The organism is Paenibacillus sp. J31R122, from assembly GCF_056269185.1.
The window spans coordinates 687,098-704,859 of sequence record NZ_JBWDNM010000001.1 but is presented as its reverse complement, the minus strand read 5'-3'; the positions used below and the strand labels follow the sequence as shown (position 1 = coordinate 704,859).

Genomic DNA, 17,762 nt, shown 5'->3' with positions numbered 1-17,762 from the left:
GCTTGTTATTATCCCTTTATACTATTACCTTATCCGCGAATGAAAATCCCAATTTCTTTTTCACCGAGCGCGACTCTCTCCATTCCTTCAACCGCTTCAAAGGAGACCGTTTGTACAAGCACGTTTTCTTGTAGCACATTAGCGAATACTTCAAGCGCAGTTTGCAGCTCACTGTCGACATCGAGCACAAGATTAATACGCTTCTCAATCGGTAGATCCAGCTTTTTACGAGTATCCTGAACAGCACGAATAACTTCACGTACCCAGCCCTCTTGTTCCAGCTCCGCTGTAATATCCGTATTGAGAGCAACAGTAACACCATTACCTGATGCTGATGCGAAGCCGGATTTCGCTTGCTTCTCAACCAATAACTCATCTACAGCAATCGCTAGTTGTTCACCATCACCGCCAACATAATCTAGACTGCCGCCATTTACAATTGCACGAGTCTCATCAGCAGACAAGCCTTTCAGCATAGCCTGAATCGGTCCAACATGCTTACCGTATTTTTTACCGGCTACCTTCAAGTTCAGCTTCAATGTGAAATCTACAAATCCGCTGTCGGATGTTTGTACCGTTATCGCTTTGACGTTAATTTCATCCTTCACGATATCCTCATATCCAGCAATTTCGAAATCACGATCCAGTGAAACGATTAGCTCTGACAAAGGCTGACGTGTCTTAATACCTGTTTCGTTACGTACATTACGTGCAAGCTCTACGATCTGCTTCGCGCTTTCCATGTCACGCTCAAGTGTTACATCTATCGCTGTTTCATCCGCTTGCGGATAGTTCGTCAGATGAACGCTACCCTCGCCGCCAAGATTGCTGAATACATCATCAGCTAGCAGTGGAGCATAAGGAGCTATTAGACGCGATAAAGTCATCAACACACTGCGCAAGGTTTGGTAGGCGGCCAGCTTATCTTCTGTAAGTCCGCTACCCCAGAAACGATCACGTGAACGACGGATATACCAGTTGCTGAGCTCATCGACGAAAGTCTCAATTGATTTTGCCGGATTGAGAAAATCATTTTCATTAAGCCCTTTAGTTACCGTCTTAATAAGGCTGTTTAATCTGGAAAGGATCCATCGATCAAGCTTATTGTCCGATTTTATCTCGCCATGCGCTGAATAATCGTACGCATCGATCGATGCGTAAAGCGCAAAGAAAGCATGGGTATTGACGATCGTGTCGATTACTTTCGATTTCGCTTCACCTACGATGCCGCGCGAGAATCGTTTGCTGTTCCAAGGCGCGCTGTCAGCAAGCAATGCCCAACGGAAAGCATCCGTGCCGTACTCATTGATGATTTCCCAAGGATCAATGACATTTCCTTTTGACTTGGACATTTTTTGTCCGTTCTCATCCAAAATATGGCCTGTCGAAATAACTGCTTTATATGGCGCTTTACCATTGTACAACGTGGAGACAGCTAATAAGCTGAAGAACCAACCGCGCGTTTGGTCAATGCCCTCGCAGATGATGTCCGCAGGATATTGCTCAGCAAAGGTTTCTCCGTTCTCAAATGGATGATGATGCTGCGCAAAAGGCATCGAGCCGCTGTCGAACCATACGTCGATTACTTCAGGCGTACGCGTCATTGTTCCATTTTCACAGAATGGTGATTTCAATTTAATATCATCCACATAAGGCTTATGAAGCTCAATATCGGCTGGCACATCACCAATTGCCCGCTCGCGCAAGTCAGCAATACTGCTTGGTGCATATTCTTTACCCGTTGTATCGCAAACCCAAACATTTAGCGGCGTTCCCCAGTAGCGGTTGCGGCTAATATTCCAATCAACGAGATCCTCAAGGAATTTACCGAATCTGCCCTCGCGGATATGTCCAGGATACCAATCCACGCTATTATTGTTAGCGATCAGTTGATCTTTAACAGCCGTCGTTTGAATGAACCAGCTCTCCGTCGCGTAATAGAGCAGCGGTGACTTACAGCGCCAGCAGAACGGATAGCTATGCTCGTAGCGTTCTTTGGAGAAGAGCAAGCCTTTCTCGCTCAGCATCTTCACGATATCAACGTCACAATCCTTCACGAAACGTCCGGCAAGATCAGTCACATCATCAACGTACCGACCCGCGTTATTGACGACTGTAAGCATGCTGACACCATTTTGACGAGCGACTTTATAATCGTCTTCCCCGTGTGCTGGAGCAATGTGAACGATACCTGTACCACTCGTATCGCTAACAAATTCCCCTGCAATAACCGTATGGCCATTCTCGATTGGCACGTAATTAAACGGCGGCTCATAGCTTAGGCCAACTAGCTCAGAGCCTTTGAATACGGAAAGTGTCTCATACTCATCCTTCAGCACACTGTCCGCCAAGTTTTGAGCTACGATGTACACTTCGCCATTTTTTGAAGCACGTATATAATCCAGCTCTGGATTTACAGCTAGTGCAGCATTTGCAGGCAAAGTCCAAGGAGTTGTAGTCCAAGCCAGAACGAACTCACCTGTTTCTGTAAGCTTGAATTTTACTGTAGCGCTCAAATCCTTAACATCCTCGTAGCCTTGCGCTACTTCATGAGAGCTCAGCGTCGTTTGGCAGCAAGGGCAATAAGGGCTTACACGGTGGCCTTTGTATAGCAAGCCTTTGCTATGAATCGTCGATAAAATATGCCAAACCGTTTCGATGTATTCATTTTTTAACGTAATGTAAGGATCATCTAGGTCAGTCCAATAAGCAATTGCTTCTGTAAGCTCACGCCATTGCTTTTCATAGACAAACACACTCTCTTTGCATTTCTTAATGAAGGCTTCTACACCATATTTCTCAATTTCTTGTTTACCAGAAATACCAAGCTGCTTCTCAACTCCGAGCTCAACAGGAAGACCATGCGTATCCCAGCCGGCTTTACGGACAACCCGGTAGCCAGACATTGTTTTGTATCTGCCGATAAAGTCCTTAATAACCCGCCCTAGTACATGCCCAATATGCGGCGCGCCATTAGCCGTTGGAGGTCCCTCATAAAATACAAAGTTTGGTTTTCCTTCACGATTTAAAATGGATTGTTTGAACGTATCATCTTGCTTCCACTGGTTTAGCACACGCAGCTCCCGGCTGCGTGCAGGTTCCTTCACATCAACGCGTTGCATCTTTCCAGCCTCCTAATTTAGACAAAAATAAAGCCTCATCCCTATGAGAAGGGACGAGGCTTAGTCGCGTTACCACCCTTGTTCCGCACTTTCTGCTCGTTAAGAACGAGCTGATGATACAAACAGTCCTATTGACTGCGCATCATGCGGCACCTTAGTCACGAACGTATCGTTCGTGTTCCCTGTAACGGGGGACAGCCGTCAGCACTTATTACTGCTTCTACACTCGAAAAAAAATACCACTAGGAGATCCAGTTTGGATTCGCTAGCTTATTTCGGTTATAGCTTCAGGTTAGGCACCGCTTCTCAGAGAGGATATTCCGCAATAGTTCACACACCGGACTTTCAGCAACCGCCGGCTCTCTTTGGAGTGCACTTAGAACGTACTTGTTCTCATCAACGAAGTTTACTACATCAATTTATTACTATTAGTTATAGCTTAATTACCGACTAATTGTCAAATATACTTGAGCCCAATTGTTAAACACTAGCCTCTTAGGAGCTCATGCTCCGATTGTCTGGATTGCTGCGGCTCCAGCGTATCCCAGCCGTCAACGGCTAGCAGCTCAAGCTGTGCTTCAACAAGAGTACGGAAGCGAGCACGGTATACAGAAGCTTGCTTCTTCAGTTCTTCGACTTCAAGTGATACCTTGCGAGACTTTGAAAGTGAATCGTTAATGATCCGATCAGCATTTTTCTCAGATTCCTTGATGATTAGCTGAGCTTCTTTCTTCGCGTTGCTTCTTACTTCATCGGCTGCTTCTTGCGCAACAATAATCGTTTTGCTTAGTGAATCCTCAATATTAGTAAAATGATTCAGTCTTTCTTGCAGCATTAGCACTTGATTTTGCATCTCTTTATTTTCACGAATGAGCGACTCATAGTCTTTGATGACTTGATCTAGAAACTCATTCACTTCATCCTCATCGTAGCCACGTAATCTGCGTCCAAACTCTTTGTTATGTATGTCCAATGGCGATAAAGGCATTGGCGCACCTCCTCAACTTATTTGTAACACGGACAACCGGATTATACTATTATTGTAGAAGACAAATTCGACAAGCAGCTCGCAAATCCTTCAAGGATTTAAATAAATTTACCAACCTTGACTCGGATTCTGCCCTTTTTTGTCACACCATCCACCTCAAGCACCTTAAATCTGCCTAGGCCCTTGAACGAAATGACATCTCCTTGCCTCAGCTGCTTAGATGGATCCTCTTCTGACTTCCAATTGACTCTGCACCTGCCAGATCGAATCGGATCGACAATTTTGGATCGACTCACGCGATAAACATCGCTCGCGATTCCATCAAGTCTCATAGAAGCAACAGACAAACTCATTTCCTCAAGCTTAGGTATTACTGTCTTCAACTCAGCCAGAGGAATGATATCCGTTAGCACGTTAATCCGGTGAACCTGTCTCAGATGTATATTCAAGTAATCGGCTATTTCATCCATAATGATGATATGACAAAAATGCTCATGCACATGAATATCACCGATACGATCTCGTTTAATGCCCAGCCCAAGCAGAGCACCTAGAAAATCACCATGATCCAGCTCCCATTCAGCTTGACTGGGTCCGCTGACCTCAAGTACGGAGATTCCGACAGCCTCGTCATCCATATTACGATAATCGGGTCCGATTATTGCTCTCTTCCGTTCAGCCTGTTCATAACCACCATCTAAACGTAAGCTTACATCTGGATTACGGTTTGCCTGCATTACCAATATTTGAGCTTGTCTCGGGTCTAAAAAATCGGTCCGCTTCAGCTCGTGCTGTTGTGCGGACCGTTCCACCCATTCCAATGCCCGATCGACGAAAGACTTCTCGTCTGGGTGGAAATGATCATATATAACTGTTTTCATAGTTCGTCATGTCCTTAAAATAAATTAAGAAAAAAGCTAATAACAGCAACTAAGCCAGCTGCGATGAAACGCAGAGCGAAAATCGCTATGATTGGGGATAGATCAAGCATCCCGCCAATCGGAGGAATAAATCTACGGAAAACACCCAGATATGGTTCTACGAGCTTCCCAAGAAATACACCGATGAAACTTTCTCTTGCATTAGGCAGCCATGACATCAGCACATAACCAATGATCATAAAGCTGTATATACTTTGCAAAGTCATAATTAAATCATAGACACTATTGAACAAATCAAGGTCACCTCATCCTATTGTAGTCGTTATCCTCTGCCAGCATATCCGTTATGGTACCTTGAATTTCTACTGAATCCGGCGTGCATAGAAAAATATGGGGACCTAGCTTAGAAATGCTGCCGTTTAAAGCGTACACTGTACCACTCAGGAAATCAACAATCCGACCAGCCAGATCGGTTCTAACACGTTGAAGATTCACTATAACAGCGCGGCGTGAACGCAAATGATCGGCAATTTCCTGCGCTTCATCATACGAACGCGGCTCACTAAGTACAACCCGAACATTTTTCTGGGAATGAATGCTGACAACGTTATTGCTCTTTGTATTTTTACGTGCCTCGAAGGGAGAGGTTTCAGGTTCTTGCTCCTCCGATTGAGTTTGAGTTATACTCTCACGCTCGATCACTTCTTCTTCCTCTTGCAAGCCAAGAAAATTCATAAATCGGTTCATAACGCTCATTGGTTATTCCTCCTCTTTTCCTACTAGTATGGTACCCAAACGAATCCAAGTCGCCCCTTCTTCAATCGCCACCTCGAAATCATTTGACATCCCCATTGATAATTGTGTAATGTCTTTCATCTGCGGTGAATGCTGCTGTAGCCCGTCTCTCAGCTCGCGAAGCGCTCTAAAAACAGATCTAGTCTGTTCAGGTTCAGCTACGTATGGAGCCATTGTCATCAAACCAATAACCTTAAGAGAAGTGAACTGCTGCATTTGTTCTGTGAACGAAAGTAGCTGCTCCGGCTCAATGCCGTGCTTTGAATCTTCGCCTGATACGTTAACTTGGATAAAGCAAGGAACAATAATGCCAAGCTGCGCTGCATACTTGTTAATCGCCTGGGCAAGCGACAGCCTGTCCAGAGAATGCATGTATGAAAACTTCCCGATGACGTCCTTTACCTTATTCGTTTGTAAGGATCCAATAAAATGCCAAATAGGTTGTCCAACTTTTAATTCCGCAGCGGGTCCGCTAATTGCTTCCCATTTGGTCTGCGCATCCTGCCATCGGTTCTCGCCTAGATGAATTAAGCCATGCTCTAAAGCGCTCACGGTCGTTTCTAACGATACATATTTAGTAACCGCTATAATCTGAACATCTTCTCTGCTCCGTCCAGAACGGTCGCATGCTTGCCTTATACGTTCTTCAACCAGCTTTATTCTATTGTCTATTGTATTACTCATGCTTCACCTCTCCCGAATGCCGATCCAGCTGGCCATTCTGCCGGTTAAGCCATCTTCTTTGCGATGGGAAAAAAATAAATCCCGTCTGCAGCCAGTGCACCACTTTGTTATTTCGATATAGATCGGCAAAATTCCTGCTTTTATCATAATCTGTCGGTTTATTTCTTTCAAGTTTATATTTGCTTTACCACTCACATTCATTTCCAGCATGGTAGAAATCGTATCGTCACTCAGGTTCAAGCCCTCAAGCAGTTCAGTAACCTGTGAAATAACCATGCCATCAACTTCATAACAGCAGCTGCCTATTGATGGTCCTATAGCCGCAACTAGTGATTCCGGTTTTGAACCGTACGCTTTCGACATAGCTTGAATGGTCTCCGCTGCTATTTGCTGTACCGTCCCTCTCCAGCCAGCATGCGCCAAAGCTACCGCTTCATTCTCGGGATCATAGAAATATAGAGGTACACAGTCCGCATAGAAGGAAGTTAAAAACACCCCTGGCACATTTGTCATTATCGCATCGCAGTCAGCGATGACATCACTCAGCGAGGCTCTCCCCCTTCCACGATCCTTCTCTGTCACTTCATAAACTTTATTTCCATGTACCTGCTCCGCGCATGTCCACGATTCAAAAGGCCATTCAAGCGCATCCGTCAGCATTTGACGATTGGTCAGGATATCTTCGTCTTGATCACCTACATGCAAGCCCATATTAAAAGAAGCCCAAGGAGCCCCGCTAACACCACCGTCCCTGCCTGTAAAACCAGCCGTTAACCGTCCGTATCTTTTTTGCCAATCAGACAACAAAAAAAGCGAAGGTTTCTTCGCTATTTGCAAGGGTTGAAATGATTCCATCTGACTTTCACCTCTCTAAAGGTTTGTGTAACAAACCTACTTCGTAAGCATTCACTTAGGTTGTTTAGCAATATAGGTTAATTTTACCGTGTTACGTCCGAACGTGCAAATCATCCTCCTCCGACCTCAGCGCCTTATTGTCATCCATGCGAACAAGAACAACGTCAGCACCTATCTTCACAATGTTTCTCCAAGGAATAACAACCTCCGTGCCTCCCCCGCCAAAGATACCCATAAACTTTGTAAACTGTGGCACAACGATGGAATCGATCCTACCTTGCCGTAAATCTAGCTCTAAATCGGTTATTTGTCCCAGCTTTTTACCATCCACTATATTTATAACATCCTTCGTTTGAAAATCAGATATTTTCATTTTGTTTCACCACTTTTCCATTGTGATATTCGTCCGTTAATGCCTTATATAACTATATGAGCCATTTGCCCAAAATGTCCTACTCCGCCAAAAAATCATGGGGATAAAACTCAATTTGATGATAGCGACAGCCTAATTTTTTCATTGAAATATAAAAAACGGTGCCTCTCGGCACCGTCTAGTTTACGTTTTTACATGCTTTTGCATTTGCTGAATGGCTGATTTTTCCAGCCGTGATACTTGAGCCTGGGAAATGCCGATTTCATCAGCAACCTCCATCTGCGTCTTCCCTTCGAAAAATCGCATGGACAGTATCATTTTTTCCCGACTGTTCAACTTGTGCATCGCTTCTCTTAATGCGATTTCTTCAATCCACGATGCATCTTTATTACGCTCGTCACTAATTTGATCCATCACATAAATCGGGTCTCCGCCATCATGATAAATCGGTTCAAACAACGAGACGGGATCTTGAATGGCATCAAGTGCAAACACAACATCTTCTTTCGGTACGTTCAATGCTTCCGATATTTCAAAAATCGTCGGTTCGCGCGAGTTTCTGTTCGTTAAGCTGTCTCTTACTTGAAGCGCCTTATAAGCGATGTCCCTCAAGCTGCGTGATACGCGTATCGGGTTGTTGTCTCGCAAGTAACGGCGTATTTCTCCAATAATCATCGGTACGGCATAGGTGGAAAATTTGACATTTTGACTAAGGTCGAAATTATCTATCGCCTTCATAAGTCCGATGCAGCCAACTTGGAATAAGTCGTCTACAAACTCTCCCCTATTGTTAAACCGTTGTATAACGCTAAGTACTAAACGCAAGTTGCCGTTTACTAATTTCTCTCTTGCTGTCCACTCGTTGCGTGTTTGCAAAGCCGTGAACAATTCCCTCATTTCGACATTAGTAAGGACTGGCAGTTTAGCGGTATCCACTCCACAGATCTCGACTTTATTTCGGGTCAACGTGATTACCTCCCAAGGAGAAACATTATTGTACATTATCTCCCTGGGCATTCTTTTTATTCCTAATGCGACATCATTCGACAACAACAATAAGCAAATGGATACTAAACCATTTTGTTAAATTCCTTGCGGAGCCGCTTAATGATTCGCTTTTCTAGGCGAGAAATATAGGATTGCGATATACCTAACAGGTCTGCAACATCCTTCTGAGTTTTCTCTTCTCCATCGGCGAGACCAAAACGAAGCTCCATAATAATTCGCTCGCGCTCTGACAATTTATCGAGTGCTTTATGCAGCAGCTTTCTGTCTACTTGCTCTTCAATATTGCGATAAATCGTATCATTTTCCGTTCCAAGCACGTCAGAAAGCAGCAGCTCATTGCCATCCCAATCGATGTTGAGGGGCTCGTCGAAAGATACCTCTGTCCGCGTTTTGCTATTCCGACGTAAATACATCAATATTTCATTCTCAATACAGCGAGAAGCATAGGTCGCAAGCTTTATCTTTTTTTCTGGGTCGAACGTATTAACTGCCTTGATAAGACCAATCGCGCCTATCGATACAAGATCTTCAATATGAATACCTGTGTTTTCGAATTTGCGAGCGATGTATACAACAAGTCTCAAATTCCGTTCTATCAGCATTGCACGGATAGCTGTGTCGCCTGTAGGCAGCTTTTCCAGCAAATATTCCTCTTCCTCACGGGTCAATGGAGGCGGAAGCGCCTCACTGCCGCCTATATAATAAATCTCTTCACTTTTTAGTCCGAATAAAAATAAAACCCGGTAATAATATAACTGCAGGATCAATTTATACTTGACGAGCATCAGACCCATCCCTCCTCAAATTATGAGCATACATTCTTTACTGTTGTACCATTGACGGATGGATAATCGCTCGATATGCTCCATCGGACGTAAGCTTGCCGCCATCAAGTCCAATTAGAACCTTCCGCGTCTCAAACATTTGGCCTTCTCGGGTAATCTCAACTACATCCGGCTTAAGCGCCAGCATAAATTGTGTGCCGCGGTTAACGCCTCTATACGGTACGAGACGCAGCCTGTCTTGCCAAACAAAGGATTCACTATCCAACCCTGCTACAAGTCGATCTACTTGTGCATCTCGTATGCTGTTTAACCATGACTCAGGCAATTCATCCTGCCAGAGGGCAGCCTCCATTACCATAACCGGGATACGCGTCAGAGGATCGTAGAGCTGATTTCCGGTATCGATCAGACCAACACATGTTTGTATGCGATCGCCAATTGTCACTTTTACATCTGCTAAATGAGTATGCACCAGCTCCCGTTCTCTTTTTTGCGTTAAAACGGCACGGTATATATATAATCCGATACAAAACGCAGCAATCAAATAAAATAAACTCATCTTCAGCTGCACATTCATACTGCCGTTTACGAAGTTCATCGTTCTCCAAACTTCATCAGATCCATTCATAAGCAAATAATAAATGCCTAGAATAGCACCGGCCGCAACAAAATTAACCGCATAAAATGAAGCCACATTTCGAAGAAAATGCTGAATCGTCGTATATCCGAACGCAATCCAAATCATTAACAACGACATGGCAATTTTCACAACTAACGTAAACATAAAAGTCAATTGTGGAAACAACATCAAAACGACATAACAAGCACCTACTGTAGAAGCGAGCAGCACCCGCCAAGGTCGCGGCTTCAGATGACGAGCCCACGCTGTAGTTAATAGAACAGCACCATCAACGAGCAGCTCTTGCAAAAACATGACATCTACATATACAGCCACTTCGGTCACCTTCCTGCCACTGTAGGTAAACGGGTTTGCGGCTGGCACCCGAGAGAACGATTGAGACTAGTATATTCAAATCCTATTTCAAAGTCTGTCTATTCATGACGTCATGACACATCTTTTTTTGTCGAGTAACCATATAAAATCCGCCATTCTATCGTTCTGCTTTAGGTGCAAAGTCATGATTATCAAGTATGTCCAAGTACATTTACAGCTGTAAAAAATGTCGATGCTATGAAGCCCTCACCTATTATGAAGCAGTGAAGCAAAACATAGACTTGCCTATCATTACATAGGTTTCTATCATGCTCACAATATTTTCGGCGCTAGATAGTGACTTGTAATGCCAACTAGTTTGACTATCTAGTTTGACTATCTTTTTCGAGCTGTCTTTCATGCGCTTAAGCAGTGTTCTATAAGAAATCAATCAATTACTAAATAGTTATTAATGATTGCTCAAGTCTTTCTCTGTTAACTTAGTGACATGCTGCTACCTACCCTAACAAACATTACACGATACTTTCCCACTGCTTTAACCTACACACTATTACATGCTACTTCGACATGACTTACTGCAAGCTATATTAGACCACTTGTTCACCATTTTCTACTGCACAAACTTGCTACTTAAACTTCATTTTTTAGGTTGTTGTAGTTGATGATACGTAGTATGATTTGAAGAATAAAACATAGCAATTGAGCCGTGTAGAACACCGCTTTCAGGGGAATTAACCATTGCCCTTGAGAGCGGTTTTTTATTTTAGGGAGGTTGAGAGGTTATGACTTTTGAATTAGCTTATTCGAAGTGGATGGAGAAGCATATTAAGAATCCAAGGGGAGAAAGGAAAGGTAGGCTAGAAACTGGACATGGCCATGCTGAAAAGAAGTTTTTAGAAAACGTCTGGTATCCAGCTTTCAAACACTTTGAGTACTTACATCCTGAGTATGAAATAGCTGATTTTCGAGATGGATCTCGCTATTTAGATTTTGCTTACATACATTATCCACTATCGCTTGCTATCGAAATTGACGGATTTAGTTCACACGCAGCCAACATAACGAGGTGGCAATTTTCTGATGCGTTAATAAGACAAAACCACCTAGTGTTAGACGGCTGGAAAATATTACGTTTCTCATATGACGATATAAATGAAAAACCTCGGTTCTGCCAACAATTACTCCAACAATTTATGGGGTCGTGGATAGTTGGCCATTCTGAACAAACTAGTCTAGATGATATTTTAGAACTAGAAATCATTCGGCTAGCAATGAGGTTGCATCATCACATTCGCCCATCCGATGTAAGTGAGTTTCTTCAAATAAGCACAAATCGAGCGCAGAATCATCTTCATCGTATGAGGCAAAAAAATAGTCTTTTGCCTGCTGGTGATGGAAACCAAAGAATACGATGCTATAAGGTCAATATGGACTATTTGAATAAAAAAAGATTACAAATATAGTATACATTTTTTCGGCTTGTGATTACGTAACTTTCGAGTCAATATTCTAATTTCAGCACTTGCAAATACCCACAACTCTCATTACCTGCCTCGTTAGTAGGCAGTCGCCACGCTTAAGATCAATTTTTGGCCTTACAGATAGCAACTCACCTCAGATTTAGACTGTAAGCATGCTTTTTGCGCTTACAGCTCGCTTTTTCTGCTTCTCTGTGGACATTTCCGTTCTGTAAGCATGGTTTTCGTGCTTATGGCCAAAAAATCATTAAATTTGTAAGCTGTAAGCTAGATTTTCGTGCTTAAGTTTTTTTGTCTCTCCATCATCGTAAGCCTTTCCGTTCAATAGCTAATTTTAGTGTTTCCGTTCTACTTCTTCGTGCTCATAGCACTCTGTTACCTTCACCCAGTATTCATACTCGGATATGTAACACACTTTTCAGGCTTACAGTTTTCTACTTTCTATGTCAACATAATAGCAAGCATTTCTGTTCGATTGTCGTGCCGTAGTGTTTTTGTGTTTTCGTGTTTTCGTGTTTTCGTGTTTTCGTGCATTCATATTTACTTATTCATGCCTGCCGTACTCCATCTCCGCACGCATCATCCTAGCGGGCAACCTCGTTCTGTAAAGGTGCTTTTCACGCTTTAGCGCTTATTCCTCCCCTTTCTCCTTCCCTTCCACTTGAAGGGAGTAAGCATCCTGCATTTTCGATTTACGTGAATGCAGGCAGTAATCGCCAATTTTCTTGATGATATACTAGTTCCCCTACAGAGCGTAGAGGACAGCGCAGTTTAAGCCAGTCATGTAGTGAACAGCCTCACATACAACAAATCTACATAAAAAAACCGCCGCACCGGTTAAGCTGGTGCAGCGGTTTCCAAATGTATTAACGATCACTCCGCGGGCGGTTGCGCAGGAATGCAGGAATCTCAAGCTGATCGCTTGATGTATTAGCTCCAAAAGGCTTAACAGTCGAGGCATTACTCGTTTGACGAGCTTCAGGTGCCGTCTCAGCTTGCGGAGCACGACGTACAGGTGCAGGCGCCTTTTGCTCAAAGCCTGTTGCTATAACGGTAACTTTGATTTCATCCTTTAGATCTTCGTCAATGATTGCGCCGAAAATCATATTTACATCCGGATCGGATGCCGAAATTACAATTTCAGCCGCTTCATTCACTTCATATAGCGACAAGTTGCTGCCGCCAGTAATATTCATAATAACGCCCCGAGCTCCATCAATTGATGTTTCTAGGAGCGGGCTCATAATTGCTTTCTTGGCAGCTTCAGCTGCACGATTCTCGCCAGTTGCAATACCGATACCCATTAGAGCTGAGCCTCGTTCAGTCATGATTGTTTTCACGTCTGCAAAGTCAAGGTTAATAAGTCCAGGTACTTGAATCAGATCGGAGATACCTTGTACAGCTTGACGCAATACGTTATCAGCTTCGCGGAAAGCTTCGAGCATTGGTGTTTTCTTGTCAACAATTTCTAGCAATCGATCATTCGGAATAACAATTAGCGTATCTACTTTTTCTTTCAGAGCTTCAATACCGAGCTCAGCTTGACCTGAACGTTTACGACCTTCAAATGTAAATGGTCGTGTTACAACACCTACTGTTAACGCTCCGCACTCACGTGCTATTTCTGCGATTACAGGTGCTGCACCGGTACCCGTTCCGCCACCCATACCAGCAGTTACGAACACCATGTCTGAACCTTTAAGCTGGTTCATAATGATTTCACGAGATTCCTCAGCTGCTTTGTTTCCTACATCTGGGTTTGCTCCTGCACCTAGACCGCGTGTGAGCTTATCGCCGATTTGCAGCTTATGCTCCGATTTAGCCAAATGAAGCGCTTGAGCATCGGTGTTAACGGTAATAAACTCTATACCCTTAACGCCGAATTCTATCATACGGTTAACTGCATTACTGCCGCCTCCGCCAACACCGATTACTTTTATTTGAGCAAGCTGCTCAAGATCAAAATCGAATTCCAACATCCTTCATTTTCCCCCAGTCAAGCGTAAACGACTAACACCGCCCTGAGGCGGCGCATCAACGTTCCGCGTTGAAATATAAGCATCGTATAAAAAATGAAACTTATAGTATCTTATATTTTCAAATAAACTCGTTAAACATATTTTTTAATCGTTCGAACATACCGGGTTTGGATGAAGTTGCTGGACCCGCTTTGCGGCTTGCTGGTTTCTTCACTGTTCCGGATCCACGAACTCCCATATATTTCGACACATATTGAATCATGCCTACTCCACTGCTAAATGCCGGATCTCTTACTCCGATATAATCAGGAAGTGCGATTCGGACAGATGATTCCAGTTCGGATTGTGCCAATGCCAGCGTTCCTGGCATCGATACCGCGCCTCCTGTAAGCACATAGCCGTTTACTTTATCTCCATACCCTAGTTTGCGAACCTCTTCACGAACTAAGTGAAAAATTTCTTGCATACGAGGTTCAATAATACTCGCTAGGTCTGACTGAGAAAATTCTTTCTCCACATTACTGCCCATGCGAACAATCTTGAACTTCACGTCCTCAGCGGAATCATTCACATTGGAGCAGCCATATTTGAGTTTAATTTTCTCTGCTTGATCACTTTGCGTACGCAAGCCGTATGCAATATCGTTCGTTACGTATTCTCCACCGATTGGCAAGGTTGATGTTGCAACCAATCCGCCTTGATCATAAATCGCAATCGTACAAGAACCAGCACCGATATCCGTCAGTACAGTTCCCATCATTTTCTCATCCTTAGTCAGCGCCATAACTCCAGAAGCTAGCGATAACAAAATAACGCCTGATATACGAAGTCCCGCTTTCTCAACACAACGCATTAAATTATGTATCGCAGTTTTCGTTCCTGTAACGATTGTCGCTTCAACCTCAAGACGAACCCCTATCATACCGCGCGGATCAGAAATCCCTTCCAAACCGTCAACTAAGTATTGTTTTGGAACCAAATTAATAATCTCACGCTCCGGCGGGAGTGCGACAACTTTAGCCGCTTGAAGTACTCGTTCAATATCTTCCTCGCCAATTTCACGATCCTCGTTGGATACTGCAACAACGCCACGATTGGTTTGCAAAGCAATATGATTGCCTTGAATTCCCACGTATACGTCTGATATTTGAATGCCTACCATACGCTCCGCATGCTCTACCGCATTACGAATCGACTGGACAGTCTGGTCAATATCTACAATTGCTCCTTTGCGAATACCCTCCGAGTCGGCAGATCCAACTCCAATAATATTAATGGATCCATTATTCATTTCACCAATAATAGCACGAACCTTGGATGTACCGATGTCCAAACTGACGATGATGTCGTTGCTGCTCAACTCGCGGCACCTCCGTTTCAAATAAAAATTATTTTTTCATTTTACAATAATAATGATTGCTTTTTCTAAAGGTCTTTCTACATATTCAACGCTCTTAATATTTTCCCTCTTTTTTCAACAAGTTTTTCACAATTTTCATTTACAATTGAGCTTCGCCCCTAGCGAAGTCAGTATTTCCTAATGTTATCCAAGTTCATCGAGCTTAAATGTTGTAATTAAAATTCTACCATTCTTTCATGCTATTGAGTAGTCTATTTTTTACTCAGTATCGATATTTTCTGGATCCTCTTTGTTAAAAGGTTCGTACGTGTCCGCAAGAAGCATCGTGATTCTACCAGGCTCTTGCGTTTCGATGACAGCGTTTAAAGCTTCGATTTTCTCACCCAAGACGGATACAGCGGTTATCACTTCGAATCTCGTACGCGTAAACACTTTAATCCGGTCTGGATAAGCGGACGAAGGAAACGGAATAATTTCAGATAGATCAGATAATTGCTTTGCTGAAATTTTGCCTAGCTGCTTTGTAAGTTCCGCTTTAACCGGATCCTTGTCCGACCAACCCGAAAGCACAGGCTTATCCACTAGTAACAGCTCATCATTGCTCGCATCAACGTTCGATCCGTTCGACAAAAGAGCGGTCATTTCCCCTTGATCTGACAACTCGAAGGCTACAGCCGGATACTCTTTGACCGTTATTTTAATGATCCCAGGGAATACTTTCACTACGGTTGCTTCATTAATCTGAGGTAGAGTGCGAATTCGCGTTTCAATAGTTTCAGTTGATGTTCGAAAAAAAGCGTCTCCCACTAAAACTGCCGCCGCCTGTCCTATCTCCTTTTGAGTAGCAAACCGATTTCCATCAATCTGAATTTCAGCTATTTTACTGATAGATGAATTAAAAAACAAAACAGCAAGCAACGAAATAAATAATAAAAAGAGAATGGCGAGCAGCTTCTTGTTGCCTTTGCGTTTTGGAGTAGGTTCCTTCAGTACAGGCATCTGCCCGCTCATAGCTTGTCCCTTCTTTCCAAGCGTAAACGGCTAACTTCGGCCCATTTGTTGGGGAAGCTGCCGTTTCACAGTGAAATATAAGCATCTTATCCTTGTTTTGCGTGTACCTTCTTATATTTCATGAGAAACTTCCGATCCCGCTTAGAGCTTTGCCTTAAACTATTTTGATAAGGCGGGGATCGGCAGTTTCTAACTTGCTGCTCTTGCGCATATTATTAATTATTAGGAACGGGGGAATAACGTGATATACGTGCTCCCAGCCTTGACAGCATCGTCTCGATTCTGTCATAACCTCTATCAATGTGATGGATTTGTTCCACTACTGTTCTGCCTTGCGCGGCTAAGCCTGCAATAACCAGCGCTGCACCTGCGCGCAAATCGGTTGCTTCCACCGTCGCTCCATAAAGACGAGGCACTCCTCTAATAAACGCGGCGTTCATATCTACACGAATGTCGGCACCCATTCGAGACAATTCATCGACATGCTTTAAGCGGCCTTCAAAGATCGTTTCTTTCAATATGCTCACACCGTCTGCGAGTGCTAGCAAAACCATAACCTGAGACTGCATATCCGTAGGAAATGCAGGATAAGGAGAAGTTACAATTCTCTCGACAGCCTTGCATCTGGATGCACTGCCGACTTTAATTATATCACCGTCGACGACAATTTGAACACCTGCACGTCGCAGAACATGAATAAGGGAGGATAAGTGAGTGGGTTGTGTATTAAGAAGCGTTACCTGACCGCGTGTTGCGGCAGCCGCCACCATAATTGTCCCCGTCACGATACGATCCGGAATAACTCTATATCGACATGATGTAAGTGACTGTACCCCATCTATCGTAATGGTGTCTGTTCCGGCGCCCATGATTTTTGCGCCCATCGCATTTAGAAAATGTTGCAAATCTTGAATTTCCGGCTCTCGTGCCGCATTGCTGATTGTCGTACGGCCTTCAGCAAGAGCAGCGGCCATCATAATATTTTCCGTTGCGCCAACACTAGGGAAGCTCAGATGAATATCGGCGCCTCTCAGTTTTTCGGCTCGGCAAATAATTTGATTACCCATTTCTTCAATCTCTGCACCTAGCGCCTGAAGCCCTTGCAAATGAAGATCAATCTTTCGTTCGCCGATCGCACAACCGCCTGGCTGGTAAACCTGTACTTCACCAAACCTCGCGAGCAACGGGCCCATTAAAAAAATAGAAGAGCGCATCTGTCTCATTAACGATTCCGGAACATGGGGCGTATGTGCCGTTTCCGTATCCAGCACAACTGTACCTCCCGAATGCTCGGCGCGGCATCCTAATTCGCGCAAAATGTTCAGCATGACGTCGATATCAAGCAATTCTGGCACATGATCAATTGTAGTAGTGCCATCAGCCAATAAACTGGCTGCCAATATCGGCAAAGCGGCATTTTTCGCTCCTTGGATAACTATGGTTCCTGAGAGAGGTTTCCCGCCTTCAATCACCAATTTGTCCAATGTA

16 protein-coding genes are annotated in these 17,762 nt (G+C 43.7%); 1 reads left to right on the top strand and 15 read right to left on the bottom strand.

What is annotated here, in order from left to right; all coding sequences use genetic code 11:
- Window positions 1-29: 29 nt before the first annotated feature.
- From ileS to spoIIGA, 11 genes are all read right to left on the bottom strand, one after another.
- On the bottom strand, window positions 30-3,122 hold the full coding sequence (ileS, locus tag AC0YN7_RS02735) for an isoleucine--tRNA ligase (protein ID WP_475808401.1): 3,093 nt from the start codon (window positions 3,120-3,122) through the stop codon (window positions 30-32).
- A gap of 487 nt (window positions 3,123-3,609) precedes the next feature.
- The gene (locus tag AC0YN7_RS02730; protein WP_475808400.1) at window positions 3,610-4,110 is read right to left on the bottom strand and encodes a DivIVA domain-containing protein; all 501 of its coding nucleotides are present in this window, start codon (window positions 4,108-4,110) and stop codon (window positions 3,610-3,612) included.
- Between the two features lie 98 nt (window positions 4,111-4,208).
- On the bottom strand, window positions 4,209-4,991 hold the full coding sequence (locus AC0YN7_RS02725; RefSeq protein WP_475808399.1) for a YlmH family RNA-binding protein: 783 nt from the start codon (window positions 4,989-4,991) through the stop codon (window positions 4,209-4,211).
- A gap of 14 nt (window positions 4,992-5,005) precedes the next feature.
- Window positions 5,006-5,257, bottom strand: a complete 252-nt coding sequence (locus AC0YN7_RS02720) for a YggT family protein (RefSeq protein WP_475808489.1) — start codon at window positions 5,255-5,257, stop codon at window positions 5,006-5,008.
- A gap of 34 nt (window positions 5,258-5,291) precedes the next feature.
- Entirely contained in the window at window positions 5,292-5,747 is a 456-nt protein-coding gene (locus AC0YN7_RS02715) for a cell division protein SepF (RefSeq protein WP_475808398.1), read from the bottom strand.
- Window positions 5,748-5,750: 3 nt separating this feature from the next.
- Window positions 5,751-6,470 (bottom strand): YggS family pyridoxal phosphate-dependent enzyme, encoded by a 720-nt coding sequence (locus AC0YN7_RS02710; RefSeq protein WP_475808397.1) that lies wholly within the window; start codon window positions 6,468-6,470, stop codon window positions 5,751-5,753.
- A gap of 3 nt (window positions 6,471-6,473) precedes the next feature.
- Entirely contained in the window at window positions 6,474-7,325 is an 852-nt protein-coding gene (gene pgeF, locus AC0YN7_RS02705) for a peptidoglycan editing factor PgeF (RefSeq protein WP_475808396.1), read from the bottom strand.
- 91 nt (window positions 7,326-7,416) lie between these two features.
- A complete protein-coding gene (locus AC0YN7_RS02700) occupies window positions 7,417-7,698 on the bottom strand; it encodes a YlmC/YmxH family sporulation protein (protein ID WP_475808395.1) in 282 nt (93 codons plus the stop codon).
- Window positions 7,699-7,881: 183 nt separating this feature from the next.
- Entirely contained in the window at window positions 7,882-8,664 is a 783-nt protein-coding gene (sigG, locus tag AC0YN7_RS02695) for an RNA polymerase sporulation sigma factor SigG (RefSeq protein WP_475808394.1), read from the bottom strand.
- Window positions 8,665-8,768: 104 nt separating this feature from the next.
- Entirely contained in the window at window positions 8,769-9,491 is a 723-nt protein-coding gene (gene sigE, locus AC0YN7_RS02690; protein ID WP_475808393.1) for an RNA polymerase sporulation sigma factor SigE, read from the bottom strand.
- A gap of 37 nt (window positions 9,492-9,528) precedes the next feature.
- Window positions 9,529-10,446 (bottom strand): sigma-E processing peptidase SpoIIGA, encoded by a 918-nt coding sequence (gene spoIIGA, locus AC0YN7_RS02685; protein WP_475808392.1) that lies wholly within the window; start codon window positions 10,444-10,446, stop codon window positions 9,529-9,531.
- A gap of 782 nt (window positions 10,447-11,228) precedes the next feature.
- On the opposite strand from spoIIGA, the gene AC0YN7_RS02680 reads away from it, so the two are divergent.
- On the top strand, window positions 11,229-11,909 hold the full coding sequence (locus AC0YN7_RS02680; protein ID WP_475808391.1) for a DNA-binding response regulator: 681 nt from the start codon (window positions 11,229-11,231) through the stop codon (window positions 11,907-11,909).
- 881 nt (window positions 11,910-12,790) lie between these two features.
- Here AC0YN7_RS02680 and ftsZ read toward each other — a convergent pair.
- The 4 genes from ftsZ to murA all read right to left on the bottom strand — a co-directional run bounded on the left by ftsZ (window position 12,791) and on the right by murA (window position 17,758).
- The gene (ftsZ, locus tag AC0YN7_RS02675; protein ID WP_475808390.1) at window positions 12,791-13,903 is read right to left on the bottom strand and encodes a cell division protein FtsZ; all 1,113 of its coding nucleotides are present in this window, start codon (window positions 13,901-13,903) and stop codon (window positions 12,791-12,793) included.
- Between the two features lie 118 nt (window positions 13,904-14,021).
- Window positions 14,022-15,263 (bottom strand): cell division protein FtsA, encoded by a 1,242-nt coding sequence (ftsA, locus tag AC0YN7_RS02670; RefSeq protein ID WP_475808389.1) that lies wholly within the window; start codon window positions 15,261-15,263, stop codon window positions 14,022-14,024.
- Between the two features lie 258 nt (window positions 15,264-15,521).
- A complete protein-coding gene (locus tag AC0YN7_RS02665; protein WP_475808388.1) occupies window positions 15,522-16,274 on the bottom strand; it encodes a cell division protein FtsQ/DivIB in 753 nt (250 codons plus the stop codon).
- 215 nt (window positions 16,275-16,489) lie between these two features.
- A complete protein-coding gene (gene murA, locus AC0YN7_RS02660) occupies window positions 16,490-17,758 on the bottom strand; it encodes a UDP-N-acetylglucosamine 1-carboxyvinyltransferase (protein ID WP_475808387.1) in 1,269 nt (422 codons plus the stop codon).
- Between the last annotated feature and the right edge of the window lie 4 nt (window positions 17,759-17,762).